Genomic DNA, 26,351 nt, shown 5'->3' on the forward strand with positions numbered 1-26,351 from the left:
CCATCGAAGCCCCGAAGGGCGCACGCGGCGCCAATCGCTGGCGCTCGATGAAAGGAGGATTCCGCAGCGCACCGTCTCCTGTCTGCTAGATTGGGCGACAAGCAATCTATGAGGAGAGTTGCATGTCGGTAGATCCAGATGACATTCCGCAACCCAGCAAAGGAGACATTGCACACGGCATTGCTAAGGCCGCCATCTCATCGATACCCTTAGCCGGCGGCGCGGCGGTTGAGATATTCCAGATGATCGTAGCCCCACCTATCGAAAGGCGACGCAATGCCTGGATGGAATCGGTCGCAGAACGTATCCGGGAGCTGCAGGGGCGAGGAATAGATTCTGCAGCCCTAAGCGAGAACGAAAATTTCATCACCGCAGTAATGTCCGCGACGCAAATTGCACTACGCACGCATTCTGTGGAGAAGCTCAACGCGCTCAGGGCTGCCATATCCAACATTGCCGTTGGGCGAAGCCCGAGCGACACGCGGCAACACATCTTCCTCGAGCTGATCGACGTCCTCGCACCCGAGGCGCTGCGGGTTCTAAAATTCGCGCAAGCACCCGGTGGCTCGCCTGACACGATGATGGGCTCCCTCAGGACCGTATTGATCGGGAAAATTCCGCAAGCCGAGCAGGACGAAGAGCTGTACCACGTGTTATGGCGGGATCTCGCTTCGCGCGGGCTTCTGAATACCGACTCTCTGATGACGACGATGAGCGGTGCGGGATTGGCTCAAAAGAGGACGACCGAAATTGGCGACCAGCTTTTGGCGTTCATCACCGATCCGCCGCTAGAGCCTACTCCGCAGCCCTGATTGAACATCTGCAATTCGGATGGGTGCTCCGCACGGGTAGCGGCGCCTGTGGGTCATCCAACCGATACGGACCGTTGGCTGCCAGCGTTTCGCACAGGACACAGCCACCGGCAGTGATCAAGTCGTATTGTTGGAAGCCTGCCCGCAGATACATCTCGCGCTTGCCCTGCACCTGAGCGTCGGCTACCTCGGAGCGCGCCAGGCGCTCCCAGTTGCTGTTGCCAGCGCCAAACATGTCTTCCAACGCTGCGGCTACGTGCACCGGGTTCTGTCCGTCGAACTGGCCGGAAGTCAGCGCCGCGACGATGCGGCTTGTGTATTCGCGGGTGACGCCCTCGCGCACCCGTGACAGTCCCTCGTGGCGGATCGCGCTGGTGACGCGGGCACGCGAGTCGGCAATCAGCTGCTGCACGCCAGGGTCGGTCCAGTCTAAGTCGACGTCTGCCCGCGCGTTGATGACGCCGCGGTCGTAGGCGTCGACCGTACCGGTGTTGAGATCGGCCGCCATTCCGCCGATGGTCGAATCGCCCTCCGACACGACCTGCGTCATCAACGATAGGTCGAAGCTCCACGCCGTGCCCGCCTTCATGGTGTCCAGGCCGAGCAACCTCATCACCTCGGCATACAGACGCTCCCAGCGCGACAGCATGCGCGCGATGGTCCGCTGCTCGATCGCCGGCAACGCGGCATCAGGCTCGGCCCATGGCTCGGCATCCTCGCCGCCGGCTTTGGTATGCATGCAGCGCGGACCGTGCTTGTGCGGCTGTCGGCCGGCTGAGCGCAGGGTGTTGTCCAGACCCTGATCGGTCCCGGCGGCGCTGTTGCCCAGCACCATAGCGGCCTGGGCGCGCAGGAACTCGGCCTGGGCGCGCTTCAACTCGTCGGTGAGCGATGGCAGATGCTGCACCAGCTTCCAGTCCCCCTTCTTCCAGGTGCGCCCGCGGGCACGCAGCATCGCCTCGACGGGCTTGCGCAACGATGCCTCACGCCGCGCAAACCGCGTCTTGGAATCCTGCAGCACCAACTCGGACTGCGGCTCGGCGATGCCCGCAGCCTGCGCCCATGACACCCCCATCATCCATGCAGGGATGCCGAACGAGGCAACAATCTGCTCAATCATGTGCCGTGCAGGAAGCTCGATCTGCAGTGCCTCATTGACCGCGCCGATGACGTCGATGCTTATCTGGTCGTTCATGCCAACGCCGGTGGCTACGTCGACGCTGTTACCGCGCGCCTTCGCCGCCAATGCATTGGCCAGGCTGGCGGCGATCGTCTCGGCACGCTTCTGCGCCGCCGCGCTATCGATCTTGCTGTTCTTCGTCGAGAACGCCACATGAAAGCTCGGGTCACCAAAGCGCCCCCACACCTGCCGGGTGCTGTTCTGCATCTGCAGCAGGATCTGCGACACGAAAGGCACCGCACGCAGCATCGACGTTCCGTAGGGGTTGTCCGCCTCGGGTCGGTTGATGGAGATAGCCAACTGCGCCGGCTCCAGCTCGACGTAGCCCACCTCAAGCAGCAGCCCAGCGGTGAGCGAACCCTGCACGCGACCCTGCAAAATTGCCTCGACATTGCCCAGTCCATCCGGCCGGCGATCGCTACAGGCGTTGGGGTTGCGGTAGAACACGCGCATGCGGTCGGCATCGCGCACGAAGGCGGTACCCTTGCTGTCGGCCACACGCAGGCCAACCACGTCGCGGCCGGTCGACGAGTAGACGAACTCGGCGATACCATGTCCCTGTTCGTAGAGTTCCTCGCCCTGGCTGGCGTACATCGCCTGGTAGCCGTTTTCCAGGTCGTTGACTGGCACCGTGGCCATCCACTCCTCGATCTCGGCGACGATGCGGTCGTTATCGCCTTCCACGGCCAGGATGCCGTCCAACGTCACCATGCGGCCCAGGCCGCCATCAAGCATCGGCACGGCCTCCTTCAGTGCCTCGTACAGCCACGGCGACACAGTACGCGGCTGCCAGCCGCCGATGCTGGCCTGCCACACGCCGAGGTTCTGCGTGTCACGGATCGACGTGGCGATGCCACCGGTCTGGTTGCGGGTGGGGTCCGGGCTCTTGCCACGGAACCAGCTGACGGGATTGAGATTCACGCGGCGGTCCTTTCGATGGTGCTGCAGGCGAACACGTCCACGCCGCAGCCGTCGTCCTGCAAGCTGCGCAGGCGGCGCAGCATCTGCTGACGGCGGGCGTCGGGGATGTGATCGTCTTGTTTGCTGTAGATGGGCCACTTGGCGCCGGCGCGGGCGGTCTGAGTGGACATGGCGTTGAGCGCGTCCTGGTCGTACGGCATCGCGTAGCCGCCGGCCTGCAGGCGAGCGGTGATGCATTGCGTGGCCCAGTGCTTGGCGGGCGCGGTGAGCGTGACCATCTCGCCGGTGCGCTTGTCTTCGTCCTGCAGCGGCTCGCCGTCCTCGCCCATGCAGTCGACGGACTGCTGGAAATGGAAGCCAACTAGCCGATCCTCGAAGTTGCATTCGGCGAAGCGGTCCACGCTGATGAGATCCTTCACAACCGTGGTGCCAGCGCTGCCGAGGTCCGCGCCCCAGAACGGCAGGTGGCGGAACAGGCTGTCGAGCGCGGCAATCAGCTCTTCCTGCAGGTGGTACGGGAAGCCGATGGCACGGATGCGCACAAGGTCGCGCAACTCCGTACCGACTTCCTCGCTCAGAATGATTTCGGTGGGGTCGTTGCGCTCGCCAAGGTCGGCGCCGGCCCAGAACACGCCCATGGACGCGCCTGCGATGTACGGCCGCAGGATCTCCAGCATCGCCGCACGGCGCTCGGCATCGCGCCCTTTCAGCAGCGGGCGCAGCGGGCGCGCGTCGTCGTAGAGGGTGGCGTAGCTGCCCACCTTGCGGCCCTGCTGCATGGTCAGCTCCACGCGCGCGACTTCAACGGACAGCGTGTCGGCCTCGTGGTCGGCGTGGAGCTTGATGACCCGGTAGTCGGGGCGGTCCACCACGTTGGGCAGTAGGATGCCCCACGGCCACACGGGGTTCTCGGCCTGCCCGTGCTCGCCGAGCACGTTGCGCTGGTAGCCTGGCGTGTTGCGGCCGTTGAAGCGGCGGATCATGTCCGCCTCTCGCTCCGCGCTCCAGAACGGCGCCGGCTTCATCGTCTGCTGCCAGCGGAACAGTCGGTTGCCCGGCTTGCCTACCGGCAGGCCTTCAATGGCCTGCTGCGTGAGGCGGAAATACTCGCTGCCGCGGTCGCCGTCCGGTACGGAGTAGACGCGCGAGCGGCAGCCCGGTTTCAGGGCGCGCCAGAACTCGCTGAAGATGGTCTTGTTCTTGACCTTGGCGGCTTCGTCAAACAACGCCAGCGCGCTCACGTGCACACCGCGGAACGCTTCGCCGTCGTGGCCGCCGGGGCGGTAGTACGTGCGGGCGATACTCGGGCGGTCTGGTCGCACCGGGTTGGGTGCGTAGAACCGGTGCATGGTGTGCGGGGTCTTCTTCGGCTTCAACCAGAAATGCTGGATCAGCGTCTTCTGCCCGGCGCCATCGGCGACGCCGAACTGCTCCTCAAGCGCCAGGATGATTTCATCAAGGTGCGTCTGCTGCGGCGCGGCCACCAGCGACGACGGATTGGCGACGCGCCCGCCCACCGCAGTGCAGCCAGCCCACGCCACCAGCGCGATGATCTCGCGGGTCTTGCCGCACTCGGCGCCGTCTTGGTGCACCACGTCCTGCATCCAGGCCTGCACGCTCGGGCGCTGGTAATCCCAAAACCGATACGGCTCTCCGCTGTCCGGCTCGAACAGGAACGTTTCGGCCCAACGCAACGGGTCCTCGAACGTGTAGAGCACCAGCGCCTCGTCGAGCGTGACGCCATAGTTGCCACGCTCCAACTGGCGCCACGCCCAGCCGCGTTCGGACAGCCACGCCTCGAACTCGTCGACGTTGTACACGCCGCGATCGAGCATCTGCCCCTGCAGAATCCCGACGTTGGTCCTCTGGCGTGTCACTCGCCGCTTGCCGGCAACGATGGACGCTTGCCAGCAGTGCCGCGCTGGAAGATGCCGCCAAGGATGGTCTGCATTGCGTCGGCGCGCTCGTCGTCGACCTTCGCCGCTGCCTTCGACTTCGGTGTCGCCAGCATCTCCGGCAGGCTGATGCCCATGCGCTCCAGCGACTTGAAAAACATTTCGTAAGCCGGGTTGGGGATCATCTTCCCGATGACTTCGCTGCCGTCGTCGCGCGTGATCACTCGGCCTTCATCGTCGATCATGGGCACCTTCACCACCAAACCGTCCGCGCTGATGGTGGTGCGTAGCTCGTGCATCAGCTGCAGGGCTGCAGCGGCCTCAGCCGCCATGATGCCGTGCACACCCTCCATCGCGCCGCTCTGCATCGCATCGATCAGCGCGGTGAATGCCTGGACGTAAATCTGTTTGTCCATGCAGCTGCCGCCGGGGCTGGTGGTGCCGTCTTCCACCAATGGGCATGGGTACTTCGTGCAGGTGCTCAAGCACGGGCGACCAACGGCGCCGAGCAGCGACTGGATACCGCTATCGAAACTGGCGATGTGGATCTTGCTGGTCAGCCCATGTTTCCAACCGTTGCGGCTGCTGCGTGCTTTCCCCTCCTGCGTGCGGGGGCCGGTCGATTTCTGCGCGGCCTCGCGGCGCTGCTTCAACTCTGCAGCGCTCAATTTGCGACGGGGACGGATGGCGGTCATGCCTGAGTCTTGCCCACCGGCCCGTTGCCTGTCCCCTTAACCGGGAGACGCTTCATACGCTTATGCACCGCGGTGCGGTTCATTCCGAACACGCGCCCGATCTCGCTGCAGGAGTCACCATTGGCGGCCATCTGTGCGATCAACTGATCACGCTCCTGCCTCCAAAACCCCGCGAAGAAGTGCTTACGGCGGGCGACGTAGATGTACTCTGATCCCAACTCGTCCAGCACTGCCGCCATCGCCTGCGTGCCGTGCCGCGGCCCAAACTCAGCCAACAGCCGCCGCGCCAACGCGCCAAGCACACTGGTGTCCTGTGCCTGGTACTGCTGCAAGAGCGTGACTTCGAAGTCCGTCACCTGCTCGCCTTGGTTGCTGAAACTCACGCCCTCAATCACGCACCACCTCCCCTGTTGCGATACGCGCCCACAGCGGCGTGCCTGTTGGTTTCGTCCCCAGCACGCGGTGCTGGCGGTCTGCGCTCAGCCGTGTCCGGCGTGCCCGCTCGGATACGGCCAGATAGCGACGCGTGGTTTCGATGCTCTCGTGGCCCATGAGCGCGCGAATGGTCTCGATGTCGGCACCCTCGTCATACAGCTGGGTGGCGAACGTGACGCGGAACCGATGGATTCCCCACTCCCGCAACTTCGCCTGCTTGGCGTGATACGCCACCATCGTTTCAAAGCTACGTAGCGACAGTGCCTGCCCGCGCGTGCCTGTGCTCAGGGACACAAACAGCGCACTGCCATCGAGCGGAAACGGGAGCGCCTCGCGTTGCTCCAGCCAAGCATGCACAGAAGCGGCGACCGGCCCCTCAAATGGGACATCGCGCTCCTTGGCCCCTTTGCCGGCGATGCGTACCACGCCGGTGCGTATGGTCAGCTCCAGCTGCTCAAGCCGCAGTGTGCAGAGCTCCTCGCGCCGCATGCCGGTGGCAAGCAGCAGCAGCAGCGCGCAGCGGTCGCGTACCTGTCGCACCTGCGGCATTTGTTCGATCGAGCGGAACAAGGCACGCAGGTGGTCATCGGTGTACTTGCGCGCGGGCTTTGGTTTCACGCGCGGGCCGGTGACATCCGCCGCGAGGTTCGTTGCGGCGATACCACGCGAGCGGCGCCAGTCGTAGAAACCCCGAAGCGCGTGGACCTGCCGGCGGCGCCACACGGCACCGTTGCGGCATTCGATCGCCAACCAGCGCTGCCAGCGATCAAACTCGGTCACCGTCACTGCGGCATGGTCCACGCCGTTGGACGCACACCATTGCAGCCATCGGCCCACCGTGCGGGCATAAGACTCGCCGGTCGTCGAAGCACGCGAGCCGCAATCGATCACCAAGTGGGCCAGCCACAGCCACAGCTCGGCCATTGCCGCTGGCGCGATCACCTGCGCCTCGATGCGACGCATCGCCTCGGCCAGGCGTCGCGAGTCGGCCATAAGCCATGCACGGTGCGCAGGCAGTTGCAGCCCGTTCGGCAACAACGCCAACGCCTCCAACACCGCCGCCGGCAGCGGCACGGCGGTCATCGCGCACCCGCCCGGGCAAAACGCCCCCTGTAACCCATCCCATTTTTCGGCAGAGCAATAGTTGGGCCGGGGGAAATGTTCCACGGCCGATCCGAAGGGGGGGTGCCCGTGGAACATTCACGGCGTACCGCCCCGATCCCCACGACACGCTTGAGGATCAATGGAATCAATGGGTTAGCGAGAAACCTGACCCAGCGCAGCCGGTTCGTTTTTTCGCCCCCGTGGAACATTTGGAATGGCAGCGCCCAGCGGTTGCCCTTGCCCTGTAAGGCTGTGCGGACGCGTTGAGAGGCATGGACGCGGGGCGGCACAACTGTGGTTGCGCGCAATTCGATGGGAGAACGGATCACGAGCGAGCCTCCTTCGCGGTGCTGACCATCGCGTCCAGATCTGCGATCGCTTCGCGGATGTCGGCAACGCGTTGGTCGCGGGTTACGTCGTCGATCAGCTCCAGGCGGTGATCGTTCTGCACCTGCAGAATCTTGTCGTCGAGTGCACGACGCAGTTGCTTGGCCTCGTCGGCCTGCTGTTGCTCGGCTGTCTTGATGTGCACGACGTTGCCAGGCTGGCCGGCTGACTCGGCTGCATCGTCGCGCATTCCACGCGCTCGATTGACCACGTACCGGATCGGCTTGCCACTCTTGCCTGCGGCTGCCGCCCGGATGTCGTTGGCGGTAATGCCCTCGGCCTTGGCCTGCATCAGGTCTGGATGCCCGTCAGCGCATTCGCTCCAGCCCATATCACGCAGCACGCGCGCCAGATCAGCCGCGTCCTCTAGTGGTTTCTCAGCGCTCGCATTGTTTGGAGAAGACGCTTTTAAAGCTCCCTTCCCTCTCCCTTCCCTCTCCCTTTCACTTCCCTTTCCCTTATTAGCCGTGACCTGTGCGTGACCTGTCACGGTGACTTTTCCGTGACCATCGGCAGGCGCTTCAAGATCGGCTAGGTGCTCTCGCAATTTGCCGGTCGGCGTGTTGTATGGAAGGACAACGCCATAAGCCCGGAGTTTGCCGAAGATATCTACACGGTCCTGCCGCTCGCGCTCTTTACGTAGACGGTCGTTCTCACGCATGCCTTGAAATTCAAGTCGCTCAGTCCACGCTTGCGCAGCCTTGTCGGCGATCAATGGGTGGTAGTAGCGGCCATCTTTGCAGAGGACAAAGCCTCGCATTGCGCCGACTTTCAAGCGCTTCCACGCCCGCAAGTTGCGTGCATACCCGGCGTAGCTGGCCAAGATTTCGTCGTCATCAGGCAGGCTCGCGGCCGGCACCTCATGCCAGCACGCACACCAAAGCAGGATTGCCGCCCGGAACTCATCGCCGGATGCCTTGATCGCCATCCCGCTATCGCGCAGGCGGTTCACGTCCAGCGGCATGTACGGCATTCCGCGCAGATCGACGTCGGCCGGCACCATTGGTTCGCGGGCGGTCATGAATGCCCCCGCGAAACTCGCGCCTCGTGTACCGAGCCACGAGGGTCGATACGCTTCGTTTGCTCAACTGGGGATATCGTGCCCTGGCCGGGCAACGTAGCTTTTTCTCGGATCACCGTGCGTTCCTTGCCGGCGTCCAGACTTCAACTTTTCGAGCGCGGAATTATGGCCCCGCGTGATAGATCAAAGGCTTAGCGTGTAAGCCAATGTATATTATGTAAAAATGGACGCTCACTCCACATGCAGCAATGTGCGGCGGCCACCAAACAATAATGAAGCCAAGTGGCTCACCGGCGCAGCACGAACACGCATTGCGCTGCTTTATCCGGATACCCGCATGCCGTTTTTGACGGAAGTGCTGGTTGCCCCCCCGATGCTGCCAATGCTCGCGGCACGCAGCTCATGGTGCGCGACGCCTCCGTTATAGGAGTCAACGATGCCGATGTCCTGGTGACCCAGGCGCTCGCTGCAGGCGCCGAAGCTCTGGTGCTGATACCTCGATTTGCTAAATTGCTCGCAGGCTGAAGCCTATTCGACAGCTGCGTTTGCCGGCAGTGGCGTTTGCAGCAGCAGGATTGCTCAATGACATACATGCCGTCAGGATCGACGACAAATGCGCAGCCGATGAGCTGACCATCCAACTGATCGCACTGGGGCACCGAGAGATTACCTTCATCACCGGACCGACAGGCCGTCATCAGGCCATGACGATAGCGGCGAACGCCTGGCCGGCTACCGGCACGGTCGTGCACCAGCCAATCCAGGAGATGGCAACCACTGCAGTCGATGTACTGCTGGATGCGGTCACCGAACCGATGCCACCGGCCTGGCGCGAGGCGGCACATCCGCATTCGCTGGTTCTGCGCAGCTCCGCGGTCGCGCCCTGATACAGACCAGTGCCCTCCCCCTTTTTACTATGCCTTCTACCACCATGCCCGCATCGCCCAACGCGCAACAACACGCCACGCGTGCTGCATTCTTCTTGCCAGGCTTCATCACTGCCGTGTGGGCCACCATCGTGCCTTTCGCGAAGACGCACGCAGGCCTCGACGATGCCGCACTTGGGGTGGTGCTGCTCTGCCTAGGCACCGGCTCGCTCATCGCCATGCCGCTCGCCGGCGCGCTGGCCGCAAAGCAGGGCTGTCGAACCATCATGGTCTTTACCACGGTGGTGATGCTGGCGCTGCTGCCAATGCTTGGACTTGCGAACGGCGCGTTCTGGCTTGGAATAACCCTGTTCTTCTTCGGCGCCGCAATCGGTGCGATGGACTGCACCATGAACATCCAGGCCGTTGCTGTCGAGCGCGCCAGCGGTCGCACGATGATGTCCGGGTTCCACGCGTTTTACAGCATAGGCGGCTTCGTTGGCGCCGGTGCCATGACGCTCATGCTGGCCGCAGGTGTTGCACTGCTGGCCACGACACTGCTGGCGGTTGCGACGATGGCCGTGCTGACGGCAGTGGCTGCTCGTCACTGGCGTTCGGACACGCTCGAACACGCCGGGCCGACGTTTGCGGTGCCCAGCGGGATCGTGCTGCTGATCGGTCTGCTGGCTTTCGTGGCATTTCTGGCAGAGGGCTCGGTGCTGGACTGGAGCGCGGTATTCCTGGCCGAGACACGCCATGTCGCGCCAAGCCACGCAGGTCTGGGATATGTGGTGTTCTCGTTGTCGATGACCGTTACCCGGCTTTTCGGGGACTCGCTGGTCGAACGCCTGGGGCGCACCTCATCGATCATGGTGGGTGGCCTGATAGGCGCGGCTGGCTTCCTGATCGCGACGCTGGTCTCTGTCTGGCAGGTGTCGCTGGTCGGATACGGGCTTATCGGTGTGGGATGCGCCAACATCGTGCCGGCGTTGTTTTCGATGGCCGGATCGCAACGATCAATGCCTGAAAGCATTGCGATTCCTGCGGTGACAACGCTTGGCTACGCAGGGGTGCTGGCCGGGCCGGCGTTGATCGGATTTGTTTCGCACAGTGCCGGCTTGATCACGGCGCTGATCGGAGTTGCAATCGCACTGCTGGCAGTGGCTGCCGCCGCACCTTTGCTCAGCAGGCTGGCAAAGTAAACGTCCCTGGCCTTCCTCCCTACCCGCGTCAACAACGACGGCCGGGGCTCGGCACGTCTGCCCCGCTTGTCGCAGGAACGCGATACGGCAGAAACTCCGTCTGCCTGGGCAGCGCATTCCACGCAAGCCGCCCGGCATCGCATCACCCATCAACACAGGGGCCGGCTGCGGGCACTGCAACGATCAGGCACGTGCAGCAATCGCCGTGACAGCGTCGGCCAACGCCAGCAGATGACTGGCCGGTGTAAAGACCTGCGGCGTCACGCGGCTGCAGGAGCCGCTGGTGAGGTCGCTGCGCACGACAGTGAAAATGCCGAATTCGTTCTGCAAGGATGCCTGCAGCGCGCTGACCGCTGCTTTCGAACTGCGACCTCGCAGGCGAAATCCGCCCATGTCCGATGCATTACCGGCGTCCGCGGCGCCAATCGACTTGCCATCACCTGGCAGCTCAATCAAAACGTCAGGGCTGCGCGCATGAACACGGTGCGTCCGCTGAAGCCGAAGGGCGATGTTGCGTTGTAAGGATGCATCCCTGCGTTATCCGAACCGTTGCTGCCCGCCGCGACGCTTGCCACGGTGGAGGCAATATTCTCGTCAGGATAGATATCGAACAGATTCTGTGCGCCCAGGCTGACACGCAGTGCGGGCGTTACCTGTGCGGACAGTTCAAGGTCGGTGATGACCTTCGGAGAAAACGTTTGAATCACATCGTAGGTGCTGGCAGAGGCGGCGACCAGGCGGGTGTCGTAGCCGGGCGTGAGCGCGGCCACCTGTGCTGCGTTCCTGGCCGTCATCGCAACCGTGGAGACCTTGCCGTAGCGCGTATTCGTCATGCTGGCCGCAACGCGCCCATGCGTGTAGTTCAGATTGAACATCAGCTTGTCCCGCGGCAGGCTGTCGGAGTAGCGCAGCTGCTGGGTCAAGTCGAACAGTGGCGTCGTAATGCCTAACGCGGCGATCGGCGCGGGGGTGCCGGCAATCTGATCGAACTCGGTCTTGTTGTAGTTGCCGGCAAACGTGCCGGTCAGAACGGAGCCCTCATCGAAGACGCGTCGGTAGTTGACCACCAGGTCCAGGCCGCGGGTGGTCGTATCCACCGCATTGGTCAGGAAGGAGATCGCGGCAAAGCCGGATTGGCCATTGGCGGCCAGATAGTTTGTAAGGCGAGCATCCTGAAACGTCGAGGAAATCGCGATGCGATCACGCAGCTCGATATGGTAGGCGTCCAACGATGCGGACCAGTTGCCGTTCTGAAAGACCGTGCCCAGCGACACGTTGCGGGACGTCTCCGGCTTCAGGTCGGAGGCTCCGGCCAGGCGCGCGGCTGGCGTATCCACTGCGGCCACCCGCACGATCGCCTGCGATCCATTGAGTATCAGCGTGTTGGAGGCGTTGTAGCCGGATTGCGCCAAGGCCGGTGCCCGAAAGCCGGTGTTGTATGACCCGCGCAGTGCGACGAGCGCATTGAATTCCACACGGGCGGCCACCTTGAAATTGGTGGTGTCGCCGAAATCGGAATAGTGTTCGTGGCGCGCGGCAGCGTTCAACAGCAGGCGATCAATCGGCGAATGTTCCGCCTCGGCGTAGACAGCCTGGCTGCGTCGGTCAAGGTCCGCAGTGTCATCCGGCCCGTTGCTCGGACCGGGCTGCGCACCCGGGATCGATGGGCGACCGATATTCGGGCCGTCCAGGATCGGGACGCCGCCGTTGATGTAGCCTTCCTCGGCGCCGGTGAACAGACGGTACCTCTCGTAGCGGTATTCCGCACCCAACGCCAGCCGCAATGAATTTGCATGCCCCAGGGCGATCTCACGATTCAGATCCAGATTCGTGGTCCATTGATCGAACTCGGCGCCGTTGCGGTAGAAGCGCGTCGGCGACTGGGCGCCGAGCGATACATTGACGCTGTTGGCATAGGTCAGGTCCTGTGTGTTGTTGCCGTAGACCGTCGAAAGATCCCAGCCGAATCCGGCCAGGTCGTGCCCGCGCAGCCCTGCAGCGATCGAGGTATTGTCGATGGCGGTATCCAGCGTCGGGCTGTAGCCATCGGGATAGATCGCACGAACGGTCTCGTCCTGCCCTGCGCGCCTGAAGAAGTAGGTAATGTCGCCATCCAGTCGGTTGTGGCCGCCGAACGAATACATCTCCACCGCATCGGACACCGGCATCACCAGGTTGTAGAACAGCTGACGATTGGTGCTGGGCTGTGTGCCCAGGAACGCGGCTCCATCGCGGTCGAAGCGTGCCTCGCGCGGGTCGCGCGTTCCATTGGCGCGCGTCAGGCCGATGCCGGACCCGAAGTTGCCGGATGGCGTCACCAACGCGCCAGTGGCAGTCGTGCCGAAGTACTGTTGACGAGTGTCCGGGCGCGATCGATCGGTGGCACCGATGTCCTGGATTGCCGCTGTCACGCGCAGCACGCCTTCGGAGCCGATCCGAAACCCGGTACCGGCGGCGACCTCATAGGTGTCGCCATCGCCTCGCGCAGTGGTCTGGTAGGTCGTGTGCGCGGTGCTCTGCAGCGAACGGTCCAGGCTCAGGTTGATGACCCCGGAAATCGCATCCGAGCCGTATTGGGCCGCCGCGCCGTCGCGCAGCACTTCGACGCGAGACAGCGCCAGCGATGGAATGGCATTGAAGTCGATCGAGATGTCGCCGCGGCCGATGCCATTGCTCGCGTTGAGATCGGCCGAGGTATGGCGACGCTTGCCATTGATCAGCACCAGCACTTCGCCCGGCCCCAGGCCACGCAACGAAGGCGGCATCAGGTAATCGCCCGCACCGGACGCGATGGGCCGCGGGATGTTGAAACTCGGCACTTCACTCTTGAGCATCTGCAGCAGGTCGACGCGCCCGTTACGCTCCAATTCCTCACGCGACACCAGATCTACCGGCGTCAGCGACTCGGTCAGCGACCGCCCCCCGAAGCGGCTGCCAACGCTCACCATGACCGCGTCCAGCTCCTTATCGACCGAGCCGGCCCGGGCCGCGCCCAGTTCCTGCGCAGCGCCCGGCGTTGCCGCGATCAATCCCACCGACAGAACACCTACCACGCGTAAAGCCTGAGGTTGCACGACTTTCCCCAATGAAATATTAGGTTATATTGTAACAATAAGTGTAGCAGCGCGGTGCGGCTCAGCCCGCTGTCGGCGCATGCGCTGCGTCTGTAGCTGCAACTTGCTCGTCGGAGGCCGCAGTGCGCTGACGCTGTCCCGAGGCGAGATTCTGCAGTTGAGTACGCATTCCTCCCGGCACGGAGCCATGCCGTTATTTTTTGCTGTCATTCGGTGGAGCGCGCCCTGCTCTTCCGCGCTGTGGAGTGCATCGTGCAGCTCGTCCCGCCCATGGGCGACACACGCGCCAGTCTGATTGTCGGCCGTCGCGCAATACTGAATTTCCGGGCCGACTTGAGGGGGTTTCTCAAACCATTGCGTACGACAACCCCGTGAGAACCATCAGATGACCCACGTAGTAGAAATAAAACGCCCTGCGTGTGCGTGGCACGGGAATGCGCAGGCGTGCAAGCGTCAGCAACGGTATCGCCAGCAGTGCCCAGAAATTACCGTTGATGAAAAACAGCGAGGACACCGGCAGTACCAGCAACAAGAGCGCTGACACGCCTTTCGGCAATCGCCGGTGCCATGGATTGCGCCAGTACACCCAGCCGCCCAGCACCACTGCCAGGCCGCTCCATTGGTAATCGACTGCCACCGGCGCCAGCACGGCGCACACCGTCAGAAACACCCAGCGACGGCGCTCGATGCTGAGAATGCAGACCGCAGCCAATGCAAAGGACAGCAGGACATCGAGCGTAAACACCGTCTGCGTCGCGATCGCGGCTACTGGCATGGCGACCAGGCCCCACACGAACAAGCGATTGACCGACTTTTCGACGTCGGCATCGGGCTGCGCGAGGTTGTAGGCCAGAACCAACGCAAACAGCGGGAACGCGACGCGCCCCAACTCGGTCACGACCGGCACGTAACCAATTCCCAGGATCTTGAGCGCGTGGTCGCCGGTCATGAAGAGGGCAGCCAGCCATTTCAAGAATTCACGGCCGCCGCTGGTCATTGCGGCGGTTCGCCGTGCCGGTTCGGCTGCGTGCGTGAGCGTGCCAGCGAGGGGCTTCGTCGCCCCGCCCCATCGTCAGGTGTTCGGCGGAACGGGAGACGGCGCACGATCATTCGCCACTCCGTCGCAGCGTACCCTTGTCCTCCTGCAGCTCCCGCTTGAACGGCACATCCGGTGGCGGCCTTGCAGTGGCTGGTTGGTCGTTGAGGTTCGGGTCGCTCAGGCCGCAGCCGCCGCCGAATTGCAGCAGCGACACCACGCAACTGATCTTGGTGGTGGTGCCCGGGATCGGGATCTCGATCTTTTTCAGGCCGCGGCGCACCCATTCCTGCAGCAGCGTCTGGTTGGGCATCCAGTACTTGTCCAGCGAGGTCGGCGTGTAGCCGTACGGCGGCCGTTTGAGCCAGGTGCCGCCCTGGGCGATCTGGTCGCGGGTCCAGGTGTCGGTGTCGCTGCCGGGCGGCCCGCGATCGCCAGCGCCGCTGCCGGCATCGCCGGTCCCGGCCACGCGGACGCTGCCGTCGCTATTGAACATGCCATCGCGCCGACCATTGCCGCCGGTGGTTTCGCCGCGGCGGTTGCGGTCGGATTTGCTCCAGTCGTCTGCATTGGCGGCGACATCCCATCCGCCGCTGCGGTCGGCAGGCTTCGGGCCGGCATTGCGGTCGGCTGCCGGCTTAGCTGCTGACGATGCTGCCGAGCTGCTGGAACGCTCGGGCTGAGAGGGATTGGCCTGCGACTGCGCTGCCGCTTGCACCGATTCTGCGGCGGCGGCTATCTGCCTCGGGGAAGCATCGGCAGGCGCCGCTTGCGCCGCAGGTGCCGCCGCCACAGGCGCAGGCGTAGGCGCCGGTTCCGGCACGCTCGGCAACTCTGCGGTGCGCACCGCGACGTCGGGCATGCGCACCGCCGGTGCTATCTCGCGCACGCGTGCGGCCGGCGCCGGCACTTGTGGGCGCTCGGGTATGACGACGTCGCGCTCGCGCACCGTTGGCGCATCGGCAGTGCGCACCGCCACTTCGGTAGCAGGACGTTTCAGTTCGCGAACCTGCGGGCGCTCGGTCACTGTCTGGATGTCGCGTTGACGGACCTCGACCTGCGGCGCCGCGCGTTCGATGGCACGCGGCGTCAGCGTGATCGTTGGTGGCGGTGGCACGACAAACTCGTTGGTGACCACCGGCGTTTCGGTCACTTGCAGCGGGGATTCGATCGTCACCGGCGGTACCTGCACGGTCACTTGCGGAACATCCGCGGTCACCGGTTCGCTGACCGCATCCGCGGGCTCCGGCGCCTCGTTTTGCATCTGTGCCGTACTGGAGCTTTCGACCGGATCGGCAGCCGGCTGCGCCTGCGTCGGCGATGGAGTTGGTTCGCCCGCTGCCACCGATGCATGTGCTTGCGCTGAAGCAGACGCCGTAGCCGGTGCCGCAGATCCAGGTTGCCCCGCACCACCGCCCTGCTCCACCGCGCCATCGCCAATGAAGGTCATGCGTACCCGCGATTCATCGCCAGGCTTGGTGTCATCCGGCGCCCAGCGCACGGTGACCACCCAGACGAGCAGCGCAACGAAACCGAGGTGGATCAGAAAACTGCCGAGCAACGCCAACCAGTGCTGCCGACGCTGATCCTTCGGACGCGGGTCCCAGTGCTGCCACCACAGACTGCAAAATGCCTGGAATGGCGACAGGATGGCTGCGCCGCTCACCTGGCGCTGCGATGGCTGTGCCCGTGCCAGCAGCACATCCGTCAGCTGGCCATCGTTGAACGACGCAGCGGCCTGTGCGCGGTTGCCCATCCAGATACCCCAGCCATACGGCAGGCCGGTACGCCGATCCAGAATGAGCTTGCCCGGCATGCGCGCGCGCAGTGCCTGCAGCAGATCGGCAGCCGTTGTCACCGGTGGTGCGGAATCAGGCCGCGCTGTCGCGCGGAATGTACGGGGCGTCGCCAGTGGCGTGATCGGTGGCATCGCGCACCGCGATCACGCCGGGTACGCGTCCCATCAGCGTCTTCTCGATACCCTGCTTGAGGGTGACATCGGCCATGCCGCAGCCGTGACAGCCGCCGCCGAAACGCAGCAGCACCACGCCATCGGCCGAGACTTCCTGCACCGCCACGCGTCCACCATGCGATGCCAGCTGCGGGTTGATCTCGTTCTCCACCACCCAGCGCACGCGCTCTACCATCGAGGCCGACTCCGCCGGTGCCTCGCCCTTGATCTTGGGCGCCTTGATGGTGAGCTGCTGATTGCCGGTGGACTGGGTGACGTAGTCGATCTCGGCGCCATCCACCCACGGCACGCTGGCCGCCACGACATACAAGGTGAAGCCATCGCAGTCGATGGCCCACTCGTCGCCGCTCAGGTCCGCCGGTTCGGCGAACTCCAGCCGGGCATCGGCGCGCGGGGTTCCCGGGTCCACCGCGCTCAGGCGCACGCCCATGCCGGGCACGCCTTCGCGTTCGATGAGCTTGCGGAAATAGGTCTGGGCTTTGTCGGATATCTGGATCATGCGGGTTATTCTACCGCTCAATGCGCCCTCGCTCATGGAACACCGTGATCCTGGCGGGTGCGCCGTCCGCCACCCCTGCGAGACCGTCATGACCGATCTGATTCCCCTGGAGCAGGCCCATTGCCTTCCGCGCAAGGGCAGCGATCACAAGCTTGGCGAAGCACGCCTGGCCGAGCTGCTGCCGCAGGTTCCCGGCTGGGAGCTGAGCGAAGCCGGCACGGCCATCACCCGCACGTTCCGCTTCGCCGACTATTACCGCACCCTGGCCTTCGTCAACGCGCTGGCCTGGATTGCGCATCGCGAAGACCATCACCCCGACCTGGGCGTGCACTACGACCGGGTCGTGGTGCGTTATTCCACCCACGACGTGGGCGGCCTGAGTGAAAACGACTTCATCTGCGCGGCCAAGACCGCGCAACTCTACGATCAGGGAGTCACTGCATGACCATGTTTCGCGCTGCGCTCGCCGGCCTTTGCCTGACGGCCGGCCTCAGCGGCTGCGGCAAAGCTCCGCAACAGGCCACCACCCCTACCGTGGCCCCCACCGAGCTTGCCGCCATAAAGACGCCGCCGCCCGAATATGCGCCCGAGCTGGCCTGCGCCGGCGTCGGCGGCACCACCGTGCTCCGGGTGGTCGTCGGGACCGAAGGCACGCCGACCGATGTGTCGGTGACGCAGGGCAGCGGCCAGCCGGTGCTGGACGAGGCCGCCCAGAAGCGCGTGCGCGAGTGGAAGTTCAAGGCCGCCACCCGCAACGGGCAGCCGGTGCCACAGACCATCCAGGTGCCGGTCGCGTTCAAGCCGCCGGTGCCGCGCCCGGACGAATGCTTCGCCATCGAAGAACGCGCACGCCGCGGCAGCTGAAGGGGCTGATCGGCGGCGGGCGCAGGCGCTCGCTGCCGCCTACATGAGGCAGCGCGCCCATGGGCCTTGCCCGGCGTTCATGTCCCGCACGGTCGCCTTCGACAGCACGCGTTCGTCATCCGTGGATGGCCATCCTGCTGCCGCCAGCGACCACGCACGTGACGTGCCTGCCGCAGGAGCGCTTTCCATTCCACGAGGTCGTCGCATCGCATGCTTGAGGTGTCATCACAGAACGTCTGGACCGCGCTGGCGGTTACGTTGGCCGCGGGACTGGCCACGGGTCTTGGCAGCCTCATGGTGGTGTTCGCCAAAAAGCCCAATCCGCGGCTGCTCGCGTTCGGGCTGGCCTTCGCCGGCGGTGCGATGGTGTATGTGTCGCTGTCGGAAATCCTCAACAAGTCGATCGCGGCGTTTTCCAGCGCCTATAACGACAAGCTGGGTTTCACCTTCGGCACGTTGACCTTCCTGGGCGGCATGCTGTTGATCATGGCGATCGACCGACTGGTGCCCAACCCGCACCAGAGCCTGTCCACGGACGACCCGCAGTTCCGCGACGACAACCGTGCCTACATCCGGCGCGTTGGCCTGATGACTGCCATTGCGATCACGGCGCATAACTTCCCCGAAGGTCTGGCGACGTTTTTCGCCACCCTGGAGAGCCCGGTAGTGGGCATGCCGCTGGCGTTCGCCATCGCCATCCACAACATCCCTGAAGGCATCGCGATCGCGGTGCCGGTGTACTTCGCCACACGCAACAAGTTCTATGCCTTCGGCGCCAGCCTGCTGAGCGGACTGGCCGAACCCATCGGTGCGGGTATCGGCTATCTGGCCTTGTCCAATGTGCTGTCCGACGCCGTGTTCGGTGCGGTGTTCGGGCTGATCTCCGGGGTCATGGTGTTTCTTGCCCTTGACGAGCTGCTGCCGGCCGCCAAGCGCTATGCGCAGGGCCACGAGACCGTCTACGGCCTGGTCTCGGGCATGGGTACGCTGGCAATCAGCCTGGTGTTGTTCCGCTTCGCAACGCCTTGAGTACGGAGTAGGCGATCGAGCACTGCCACGCCGCCAGGAGACTTGGGCAAGGATCGAAACGTGGCGTTCGCAGCGCACAGGATGACGGTCCACCCACGCTGACGGCCGGCCACTTCGGCAATCCGCATGGCGGCTGAACATGGGCGCGCAGCCTGGCAATCGCCCGCCCGTCAGCCAGCTTCCAGACATTGAATGCGGCGCATGGTACGCGCGTCATCCACGCGTGCACAGCGAGGTGCCGCATGCAACGCACATGGTCACGGGGGCGCCTTGCCTGGGCGTTGGCGCTCGCATCGAGCGGTGTACTGGCGCTCAGCGGCTGCCAACGCAGCGCACCGTCGCCGACACCCACAGCGATGCCGACCGACTCGGCCACCGTTACGCCGACGGCACCGGCCTACACCGCGCCTACCGCCGACCAGCTGTATCGACTGGTGGCGCCGATCGCCCTGTTTCCCGACAAGCTGCTGGCCCAGACGCTGGCGGCGTCGGTCTATCCCGACCAGGTACTCACGGCGCAAGACTGGTTGCGCAGCAACCGCGCCCTGACAGCCGCCGACCGCGCGCAGGCTACCGTCGCGCAGCCCTGGGACCCCAGCGTCAAGGCCTTGACCGCCTTCCCCGATGTCGTGGACCAGTTGGCCGGCAATCTCGACTGGACCCGCGCACTGGGCGAGGCTTATGCACATGACCCGAACGACGTGCTCGACGCGGTGCAGATCATGCGCCAGCGGGCGCAAGCCAGCGGCCACCTGCGCAGCACGCCACAGCAGCAGGTCCAGGTCGCCCGGCATCTCGTGGTAACGCCGGTCCTGGACGGAGAACGCGTCCCACCGCCCTCGCAGGTGATCACCATCGAGCCTGCGCAACCGCAGGTGGTGTATGTGCCGCGCTATGACCCGGAGGTGGTGTACGGAGCGCCGGTAGATATGTATCGCGAGTACCGCTACCACCCGGCGCGTTGGTATGACCAGGGCGATGTGGCGACCGTCGGGGCGGTGTCGTTTGGCGTCGGTGTGCTGGTCGGCAGCGCATTGGAGCACCACCACGGCTGGTTCGGCTGGGCCACGCCAGCGCCGGCGTGGCATCACTGGGGCTGGAACAGCTGGGGCGTGGACTGGAACGCGCCACCAGCCGCACCGCATTACGTGGTCTACCAGAATCGCGTCTACGCGCCCCGTACCACCATCATCAACAACCACACCACCGTTGTGGATGCGCGGTCCTCTGTGCACCAGCAGGACCAGCGTCAGTGGTCGAACACGACCTACACGCCTGTGCCGGGACCGGAGGTTGCGAAAGCAGGCCCGCCCGCGGCGCGCACGGCCATGCCGACTGCAGCGGCTGCAGCATCACTCGGTACGTTGCCGCGGCCAACCGCACTGGCGCCTTTGCCCGCCGACCTGCACCATGCGCCCGACCTCGCGCACCTGTCCGCACCGCACTTCACCGCGCAGATGCTGCAGGCAGGACGCCCGGTGGCCGCGAGAGCTCCGCAGCCCGTGCCTGTGAGCCTGCCGTCGCCAGCGCGCCCAGCGACCACGCCGCACCCGACGCCCGCTACCGAACCTCCGGCAATGCGGACAGGCGAGTCGCCGGTCGCTCAGGCGCGCATGCCACCACTGCCGGCACATCAGGCGCTGCCTGTGGGTACTACCCGCCCTGCCAGTGAGCCGGCTCGTGAAACGGCTCGTCCCACCCTGTCGCCGCGCGAGGCGTTTACCGCCCGGAACATGCACGACATCCCGCCGCGCACGCTGGCAGCACTGCAGCCCCGGCCGCCTCAGTTGCGGGAACACCCCCGCGTGGCGCCTCGCCAGCAAGCCGCGCTCGTGATGCCACCACGGGCGGAACATCAACTGCCGGTGCAACTGCCGCGTCCGGAGCCACGCCCGCTGATGCAGATTCAGGCGCAGCAGCGTCCGCAGCGCGTCGCCACGTTCGCCACACCCCGCGCCGCCCCAGATCGTGCGCCGGCACCTCGGCCGTCCCAATCGCATGCACAGGCGCCGCCGCATCACGAGCGTCGTCACGACAGCTGAGGCGGCTGTCTCGTCATCGCATAGCCGTCATACACGTCGAGGGAAGGAGCCGAAGCTGGCGTCCCATGTGTCGCCTTCTTTCGCTACGCGACAGGCCCTGGCTGACTCCGGTCAGCCAGGGCTGCAGTGATCCGCTGGCGTAGCACCCCCTGCGTCAGCGGCCCAGGCGGTCCAGTGCCTCGGCCAACTCCGGCGCCAGTGGCGCGCTCAGCACATACGGTGTCTTGCCGGAATCCAGCGCGAACTCCAGCGACGCCGCGTGCAGGAACAGCCGCTTCAGGCCCAACTGGTCACGTAGCCGCTTGTTGACCTCGGCCTCGCCGTACTTGTCGTCGCCGGCCACCGGGTGCCCCAGGTGCTGGGCATGTACACGGATCTGATGGGTACGGCCGGTTTCGATGCGCACTTCGCAATACGAGTGCCCGCCGCGCCGTTCCAGCAACTTGAAATGGCTCAGCGACGGCTTGCCGATCGCATTCACCTGCACATGCCGCTCGCCCCCCTGGCGCAGGCCGATATGCAGCGGCGCGTCCACCGTCATCACGCCGTCGGGCATGCGCCCGACCAGCAAGGTGAGGTAGCGCTTGGTGATGCCGCGGCCCTCGACGCGGTCGTCCTCGCGCATCAAGGCCTGCAGCTCGGTCAGCGCCGAGCGCTTCTTGGCCACGATCAATAGGCCGGATGTATCGCGATCGAGCCGGTGTACCAGTTCCAGGGTCTGATTCGGCCGCAACGCCCTTAGGGTTTCGATGGCACCGAAGCTAATCCCGCTGCCGCCATGGCTGGCAACCCCGGACGGCTTGTTGAGCGCAAGCAGCCGCGCATCCTCGAACACGATGGCCGCTTCCAGCCGGGCCAGGAACGACGACGGTGGCGCGGCCTTGTCGCCCTCCTCGTTCACCCGCACCGGCGGGATGCGCACTTCTTCGCCACCCTCGAGCTTGCGTTCGGCCTTGGCCCGCCCGCCGTTCACCCGCACCTGGCCGCTGCGCACCAGCTTGTAGATCAGGCTGCGCGGCGCGCCCTTGAGCTGGCCAAGCAAGAAATTGTCCAGCCGCTGCCCTGCACGGTCTTCCGGAACTTTGAGAATGCGCACGCCCACACGGTCGGCAGGCGGCTTGGGGGGCTGGGGGTCGGTCATCCGGCTCTTTATTCTGTTACACTCGGCGAGCGAGATAAGGGTTTGATTTCGTTGGAAGTTGATTGGCCAGAAGCCTGACTTCCGATGATTCCGGCACAGTGCGCGACCACCGCTCCAGGGGCGGCCATGTTAGCGGCTCACCGGCCTACCCGGCCATCGCCGGCGGTCTTTGACCGTTGCGCTGAACATGTCCCGTGCGCTGCCCCGGTTCGTCCGGACGCGGCTGCCGGCCCTGAAACACCTATAAAACCTAAAGACAAGCGCTCCCGCGGCATGCCGTGGTGTTGCAGCGCTGGAAACCCTGGTCAGGCCTGTCCGCGCGTTGCGCGAAGGGCCGACAAGCTGTTCCAGAGGCGAAACGTCACGGCGTTCCGCGCGGTAGAGCGCGTGAGGAACGCAACAATGAAGCGAATGCTGATCAACGCAACGCAGGCCGAAGAGCTGCGCGTGGCGATTGTGGACGGCCAGACCCTGTACGACATCGACATCGAACAGCCGTCCAAGGAACAAAAGAAATCCAACATCTACAAGGGCCGCATCACCCGGCTCGAGCCTTCTCTGGAAGCGGCGTTCGTGGACTATGGCGCCGAGCGCCATGGCTTCCTGCCGCTGAAGGAAATCTCCCGCGACTATTTCCAGGCCGGCGTCGACCATAACAAGTCGACCATTCGCGAGCTGCTGCGCGAAGGCCAGGAAATCGTGGTGCAGGTCGACAAGGAAGAACGCGGCAACAAGGGCGCCGCCCTGACCACGTTCATATCGCTGGCCGGCCGCTACATGGTGCTGATGCCCAATTCGCCGAGCGCCGGTGGCGTCTCGCGCCGGATCGAGGGCGAAGACCGCGCCGCGTTGAAGGAAGCGCTGGACAAGCTCGACATCCCCGACGACATGGGCGTGATCATCCGCACCGCCGGTGTGGGGCGTGACGCCGAAGAACTGCAGTGGGATCTGGACTACCTGCTGCAGACCTGGAAGGCGATCGCCGAGGCCGCGCTGAGCAAGCCGGCCGCCTTCCTGATCTACCAGGAATCGCGCCTGATCATCCGCGCCCTACGCGACTACCTGCGCGCCGATGTGGGCGAAATCCTGGTCGATACGCCGGAGCTGTATGCCGACGCCCAGGAATTCATGAAGCAGGTGATGCCGCAGAGTCTGCGCAAGCTCAAGCATTACACCGACGACATCCCGCTGTTCAATCGCTTCCAGATCGAATCGCAGATCGAAGGCGCCTACGAGCGCAACGTGCGCCTGCCCTCGGGCGGCTCGATCGTGGTGGACCAGACCGAAGCGCTGACCGCCGTCGACGTGAACTCCTCGCGCGCCACCAAGGGCAGCGATATCGAAGAGACCGCGTTCCAGACCAATCTGGAAGCGGCCGAAGAAGTGGCACGCCAGTTGCGCTTGCGCGACCTGGGTGGCCTGGTGGTGATCGACTTCATCGACATGGCCTCGTCCAAGCACCAGCGCGAAGTCGAAAACAAGCTGCAGAACGCGCTCAAGTACGACCGCGCCCGCGTGCAGCTTGGCCGTATCTCGCGCTTCGGCTTGATGGAAATGAGCCGCCAGCGCCTGCGTCCAAGCCTGGGCGAATCCAGCCAGATCGTGTGCCCGCGTTGCGACGGCCATGGCCGCATGCGCAGTGTCGAGTCGCTGTCGCTGTCGATCATCCGCGTGGCCGAAGAGCACGCCATGAAGGAAAACACCGGGCAGGTGCTGGTCCAGGCCCCGGTGGAAATCGCCAACTACCTGCTCAACGAAAAGCGCAGCGCGCTGCGTGAGATCGAGCAGCGCCACGAGTCGCCGATCATCATTGTCGCCGACGAGCAGCTGCACACCCCGCACTACGAAGTCACCCGCCTGCGCGAAAACGAGCTGGGCGAAGACAGCGGCAAGCCGAGCTACCAGCGCGGCACCCCGCGCAAGCTGCCGGTGCATGCGCTGACCAAGGCGCAGTTGAACATCCCGGCGGCCCCGGCGGTGACCTCGATCAAGCCGAGCCAGCCGGCGCCTGTGCGTGAAGAGGCCCCTGCCCCGGTGGCGCCCGTCGCGGTACCGGTCCCGGTGGTGACGGTGCCAATCCCGGCGCCGGTCACTGGTGTGGTTGGTTGGTTGAAGCGCATCTTCGGCGGGGTCGAGCCGATCGCGCCAGCGCCCGAGACGACCCAGCGCCCGCGGCAGAACGATGCCGGCCGTAATCCACGTAACGAGCGCGGTGAACGTGGCGGCCAACGCCGTGACGGACGCGATGCCCGCAATGGCGGCAACGGCAATCAGCGCGGCAATGGCAACGGCGCCAACAAGGAACGTCGCGACGAGCGCCGCCAGCCGGCCAATGGCCAGAACGGCCAGGCCGCGCAAAACGGCGCCCAGGCCCAGCAGCAGGTGCAGGCGCCCAAGCCGCCGCGCAACGAGTCGCAGGCACCGAAGCAGCAACAGCCGCAGCCGCAGCAGCAGAAGCCCAAGCAGCAGAACCAGGCGCCCCGTCCGCCACGTGCACCTGCACAGCAGGATGGCGCACCGTCCGAGCGGCAGCCGCGTCCTGCACGTCAGGATGAAGGGACCGCCTCGGCGCAGACCCTGACCTCGACGGCAGCAAGTGCAACGACGACGGGTGTGGTTGCAGCCATCGCTGAAACCGCTGCGCCTGCCACCGTGCAGACCAGCACGGCTGAGGCGACCCAGGCGCACCCGGTCGAGGTTGTGGTGAGCGAATCCACGGCCGATCGCGGCAGTGATGCGGTTGCGGATGCTCCCGGCCAGCAAGGCGCGGGCGATGATGCGGCTAATGGCGAAGGTGGAAGCCGTCGCCGCCGCGGTCGTCGCGGCGGCCGTCGTCGTCGTCGTGGCGCCGGCGCAAACGGTGAGGGTGGCAGCAATGTGGATGGTCTGGAGACGGATGATCTCGATGGCGATGTTGATGGTGATCTGGAAGGCGACAACGACGGCGACGAAGCCAATACGCAGGGCCAGGCATCTGCCGCTCCGCGTGCGGGTCAGCCGGAGTTCGACTTCGATGACGACGCTCCCGCGCCGGCCGCTCGCACCAGGCCCGAGCCCGACGCTGCGGCACCGGTGAAACCACGCCCGGTTCCCAAGGAACGTGCGGAAACCCAGTCGGGCAGCGATACCACCGCGACGACGGCGCCGGTGTCCAACGCGGCACCTTCGTTCGAGCAGCAAGCCACAGCCCCGGCTGCCGCAGCAGCGGAGCGGGCACGCAATGACGCTGCCGTCGCGGCAGCGCCGGTGCGGACTGCATCTGCTCCGGCAGCAGCGACTCAAGCGAGCTCGCAAGAGGTCACTGCGACCTCGCCCGCAGCTCCGGCCCCGATCGCCAAGCAGGCGTCGGCAACCGAGGCAACGCCGGCCGCCAGCTCGGCACCAGTGGCGGTTGACGCCACTGTGCCCTCGCCCGCTGCCGAGGTACCTGCGGTGACGGCCACACCGGGTAGCGCGGCAGCGCCTGCCGCACCGGCGGCTGTCACCGAGCCGGTCGCGCCAGCTGCTGCACCGTCGTCGACGAGCGAGCCGACCGCTGTCACGCAGCCGACGCCGGTCCCCAAGGCGTCGACTGATGCCGCAGCGTCCTCGGCCGGTACGCCGGACCGCCTCACCGCAACCGTGCCGGAAACGTCGGCAGCGCAGCGGGAGCCTGCCAAGCCGTCGGCATCGACGTCGGTGACGGCAGAGCAGGCTGCTCCTGCAGCGGCCGCATCAACCGCTCCTTCTGCGCAGGCCGCCGTGGTGACCGCCAAGGCACCGCATGCCGAGCAGACCGGTGCAGTCGTTCCGTCCGTCGATGTCGCAGTGACCTCGACCACGACGGTGCCGCAGACGCCTGTTGCAGATGAAGCACCCGCCCCGGTACGCAAGCCCTACGCGCCGGTGCAGACGACCATGCTGGACGCACTGGCCCCCAAGGACGATTCAACACCTGCAACACCTGCTACGCCGGTCCCGCCCAAGGCGCAGCAAACGCAGCCGGCAGCGGTAGCGCCTGCAGCCACGCAGCGACCGGAAGCCGACGCGCCGAAGGCGACCGTTGTTGTCTCCGAAGCGTCCAAGCCTGCAGCGTCGTCGGCTGATGCCGATGCCGATGCCGATGCCGAGGGTGCTTCCAAGGAAGATGGTGACGCCGACAAGCCGCGTGACCAGCACTGATCGTTACGCCGGCCG

General features: G+C 65.2%; 19 protein-coding genes. 8 read left to right on the top strand and 11 right to left on the bottom strand.

Translation table 11 applies throughout. From position 1 onward, the window contains the following. The first annotated feature begins 122 nt into the window (after window positions 1–122). A complete protein-coding gene (locus XnspCFBP7698_RS01065; protein ID WP_147423574.1) occupies window positions 123–812 on the top strand; it encodes a hypothetical protein in 690 nt (229 codons plus the stop codon). On the opposite strand, the gene XnspCFBP7698_RS01070 is transcribed toward XnspCFBP7698_RS01065, so the two are convergent. From XnspCFBP7698_RS01070 to XnspCFBP7698_RS01095, 5 genes are all read right to left on the bottom strand, one after another. Beyond that, window positions 796–3,051 (bottom strand): hypothetical protein, encoded by a 2,256-nt coding sequence (locus XnspCFBP7698_RS01070; RefSeq protein WP_158591097.1) that lies wholly within the window; start codon window positions 3,049–3,051, stop codon window positions 796–798. The two genes, XnspCFBP7698_RS01065 and XnspCFBP7698_RS01070, sit on opposite strands and share 17 nt — an antisense overlap. Before the next feature lie 1,735 nt (window positions 3,052–4,786). After that, the gene (locus XnspCFBP7698_RS01080; RefSeq protein WP_199679994.1) at window positions 4,787–5,461 is read right to left on the bottom strand and encodes a hypothetical protein; all 675 of its coding nucleotides are present in this window, start codon (window positions 5,459–5,461) and stop codon (window positions 4,787–4,789) included. Window positions 5,462–5,499: 38 nt separating this feature from the next. Beyond that, the gene (locus tag XnspCFBP7698_RS01085; protein ID WP_123137228.1) at window positions 5,500–5,898 is read right to left on the bottom strand and encodes an AsnC family protein; all 399 of its coding nucleotides are present in this window, start codon (window positions 5,896–5,898) and stop codon (window positions 5,500–5,502) included. Next, entirely contained in the window at window positions 5,891–7,105 is a 1,215-nt protein-coding gene (locus tag XnspCFBP7698_RS01090) for a tyrosine-type recombinase/integrase (protein WP_233548898.1), read from the bottom strand. The genes XnspCFBP7698_RS01085 and XnspCFBP7698_RS01090 overlap by 8 nt, the downstream gene beginning before the upstream one ends. A 262-nt stretch (window positions 7,106–7,367) precedes the next feature. Continuing rightward, a complete protein-coding gene (locus XnspCFBP7698_RS01095) occupies window positions 7,368–8,450 on the bottom strand; it encodes a DUF1376 domain-containing protein (protein ID WP_123137230.1) in 1,083 nt (360 codons plus the stop codon). 575 nt (window positions 8,451–9,025) lie between these two features. On the opposite strand from XnspCFBP7698_RS01095, the gene XnspCFBP7698_RS01100 reads away from it, so the two are divergent. Both XnspCFBP7698_RS01100 and XnspCFBP7698_RS01105 read left to right on the top strand, forming a co-directional pair. Continuing rightward, window positions 9,026–9,337, top strand: coding sequence for a hypothetical protein (locus XnspCFBP7698_RS01100; protein ID WP_146093233.1), 312 nt, complete (start codon window positions 9,026–9,028; stop codon window positions 9,335–9,337). Window positions 9,338–9,366: 29 nt separating this feature from the next. Then, the gene (locus XnspCFBP7698_RS01105; protein ID WP_233548899.1) at window positions 9,367–10,518 is read left to right on the top strand and encodes an MFS transporter; all 1,152 of its coding nucleotides are present in this window, start codon (window positions 9,367–9,369) and stop codon (window positions 10,516–10,518) included. A gap of 183 nt (window positions 10,519–10,701) precedes the next feature. On the opposite strand, the gene XnspCFBP7698_RS21505 is transcribed toward XnspCFBP7698_RS01105, so the two are convergent. The 5 genes from XnspCFBP7698_RS21505 to XnspCFBP7698_RS01130 all read right to left on the bottom strand — a co-directional run bounded on the left by XnspCFBP7698_RS21505 (window position 10,702) and on the right by XnspCFBP7698_RS01130 (window position 17,099). Continuing rightward, a complete protein-coding gene (locus XnspCFBP7698_RS21505) occupies window positions 10,702–10,848 on the bottom strand; it encodes a hypothetical protein (RefSeq protein ID WP_158255450.1) in 147 nt (48 codons plus the stop codon). A 122-nt stretch (window positions 10,849–10,970) separates the two neighbouring features. Next, entirely contained in the window at window positions 10,971–13,466 is a 2,496-nt protein-coding gene (locus XnspCFBP7698_RS01115; RefSeq protein WP_199680079.1) for a TonB-dependent receptor, read from the bottom strand. 472 nt (window positions 13,467–13,938) lie between these two features. After that, window positions 13,939–14,589 (bottom strand): TraX family protein, encoded by a 651-nt coding sequence (locus tag XnspCFBP7698_RS01120; protein ID WP_104580675.1) that lies wholly within the window; start codon window positions 14,587–14,589, stop codon window positions 13,939–13,941. A 109-nt stretch (window positions 14,590–14,698) separates the two neighbouring features. Next, window positions 14,699–16,486, bottom strand: a complete 1,788-nt coding sequence (locus tag XnspCFBP7698_RS01125; RefSeq protein WP_104580676.1) for a transmembrane repetitive protein — start codon at window positions 16,484–16,486, stop codon at window positions 14,699–14,701. A 13-nt stretch (window positions 16,487–16,499) separates the two neighbouring features. After that, a complete protein-coding gene (locus tag XnspCFBP7698_RS01130) occupies window positions 16,500–17,099 on the bottom strand; it encodes an NfuA family Fe-S biogenesis protein (RefSeq protein ID WP_039409117.1) in 600 nt (199 codons plus the stop codon). An 88-nt stretch (window positions 17,100–17,187) separates the two neighbouring features. Here XnspCFBP7698_RS01130 and XnspCFBP7698_RS01135 point away from each other — a divergent pair, with 88 nt between their 5' ends. The 4 genes from XnspCFBP7698_RS01135 (at window position 17,188) to XnspCFBP7698_RS01150 (ending at window position 21,034) form a co-directional block, all read left to right on the top strand. Then, the gene (locus tag XnspCFBP7698_RS01135) at window positions 17,188–17,544 is read left to right on the top strand and encodes a 4a-hydroxytetrahydrobiopterin dehydratase (protein WP_039409115.1); all 357 of its coding nucleotides are present in this window, start codon (window positions 17,188–17,190) and stop codon (window positions 17,542–17,544) included. Beyond that, the gene (locus XnspCFBP7698_RS01140; protein ID WP_104580677.1) at window positions 17,541–17,963 is read left to right on the top strand and encodes an energy transducer TonB; all 423 of its coding nucleotides are present in this window, start codon (window positions 17,541–17,543) and stop codon (window positions 17,961–17,963) included. Before XnspCFBP7698_RS01135 ends, XnspCFBP7698_RS01140 begins: the two co-directional genes overlap by 4 nt. 210 nt (window positions 17,964–18,173) lie before the next feature. Next, the gene (gene zupT, locus XnspCFBP7698_RS01145; RefSeq protein WP_039409112.1) at window positions 18,174–18,992 is read left to right on the top strand and encodes a zinc transporter ZupT; all 819 of its coding nucleotides are present in this window, start codon (window positions 18,174–18,176) and stop codon (window positions 18,990–18,992) included. Between the two features lie 242 nt (window positions 18,993–19,234). After that, window positions 19,235–21,034: a DUF3300 domain-containing protein gene (locus XnspCFBP7698_RS01150; protein ID WP_123137231.1), complete on the top strand. Its 1,800-nt coding sequence runs from the start codon at window positions 19,235–19,237 to the stop codon at window positions 21,032–21,034. Between the two features lie 154 nt (window positions 21,035–21,188). Here the strand turns inward: XnspCFBP7698_RS01150 and XnspCFBP7698_RS01155 are convergent, their stop codons facing one another. Continuing rightward, window positions 21,189–22,175, bottom strand: coding sequence for an RluA family pseudouridine synthase (locus tag XnspCFBP7698_RS01155; RefSeq protein ID WP_104580679.1), 987 nt, complete (start codon window positions 22,173–22,175; stop codon window positions 21,189–21,191). Window positions 22,176–22,586: 411 nt separating this feature from the next. Between XnspCFBP7698_RS01155 and XnspCFBP7698_RS01160 the strand changes: the two genes are divergently transcribed. Further along, complete coding sequence (locus XnspCFBP7698_RS01160) at window positions 22,587–26,336, top strand: Rne/Rng family ribonuclease (RefSeq protein WP_104580680.1); 3,750 nt, start codon at window positions 22,587–22,589, stop codon at window positions 26,334–26,336. Window positions 26,337–26,351 lie beyond the last annotated feature (15 nt).

It is taken from the genome of Xanthomonas sp. CFBP 7698, assembly GCF_003600855.1.
Lineage (GTDB): Bacteria > Pseudomonadota > Gammaproteobacteria > Xanthomonadales > Xanthomonadaceae > Xanthomonas > Xanthomonas cannabis.

Excerpts from the sequence above, each read along its gene's own strand:
- XnspCFBP7698_RS01065 (WP_147423574.1), top strand. The coding sequence starts at position 123 with ATGTCGGTAGATCCAGATGACATTCCGCAACCCAGCAAAGGAGACATT.
- XnspCFBP7698_RS01095 (WP_123137230.1), bottom strand. The coding sequence starts at position 8,450 with ATGACCGCCCGCGAACCAATGGTGCCGGCCGACGTCGATCTGCGCGGA.
- XnspCFBP7698_RS01105 (WP_233548899.1), top strand. The coding sequence starts at position 9,367 with ATGCCTTCTACCACCATGCCCGCATCGCCCAACGCGCAACAACACGCC.
- XnspCFBP7698_RS01115 (WP_199680079.1), bottom strand. The coding sequence starts at position 13,466 with ATGGTGAGCGTTGGCAGCCGCTTCGGGGGGCGGTCGCTGACCGAGTCG.
- XnspCFBP7698_RS01120 (WP_104580675.1), bottom strand. The coding sequence starts at position 14,589 with ATGACCAGCGGCGGCCGTGAATTCTTGAAATGGCTGGCTGCCCTCTTC.
- XnspCFBP7698_RS01130 (WP_039409117.1), bottom strand. The coding sequence starts at position 17,099 with ATGATCCAGATATCCGACAAAGCCCAGACCTATTTCCGCAAGCTCATC.
- XnspCFBP7698_RS01135 (WP_039409115.1), top strand. The coding sequence starts at position 17,188 with ATGACCGATCTGATTCCCCTGGAGCAGGCCCATTGCCTTCCGCGCAAG.
- XnspCFBP7698_RS01140 (WP_104580677.1), top strand. The coding sequence starts at position 17,541 with ATGACCATGTTTCGCGCTGCGCTCGCCGGCCTTTGCCTGACGGCCGGC.
- zupT (WP_039409112.1), top strand. The coding sequence starts at position 18,174 with ATGCTTGAGGTGTCATCACAGAACGTCTGGACCGCGCTGGCGGTTACG.
- XnspCFBP7698_RS01150 (WP_123137231.1), top strand. The coding sequence starts at position 19,235 with ATGCAACGCACATGGTCACGGGGGCGCCTTGCCTGGGCGTTGGCGCTC.
- XnspCFBP7698_RS01155 (WP_104580679.1), bottom strand. The coding sequence starts at position 22,175 with ATGACCGACCCCCAGCCCCCCAAGCCGCCTGCCGACCGTGTGGGCGTG.
- XnspCFBP7698_RS01160 (WP_104580680.1), top strand. The coding sequence starts at position 22,587 with ATGCTGATCAACGCAACGCAGGCCGAAGAGCTGCGCGTGGCGATTGTG.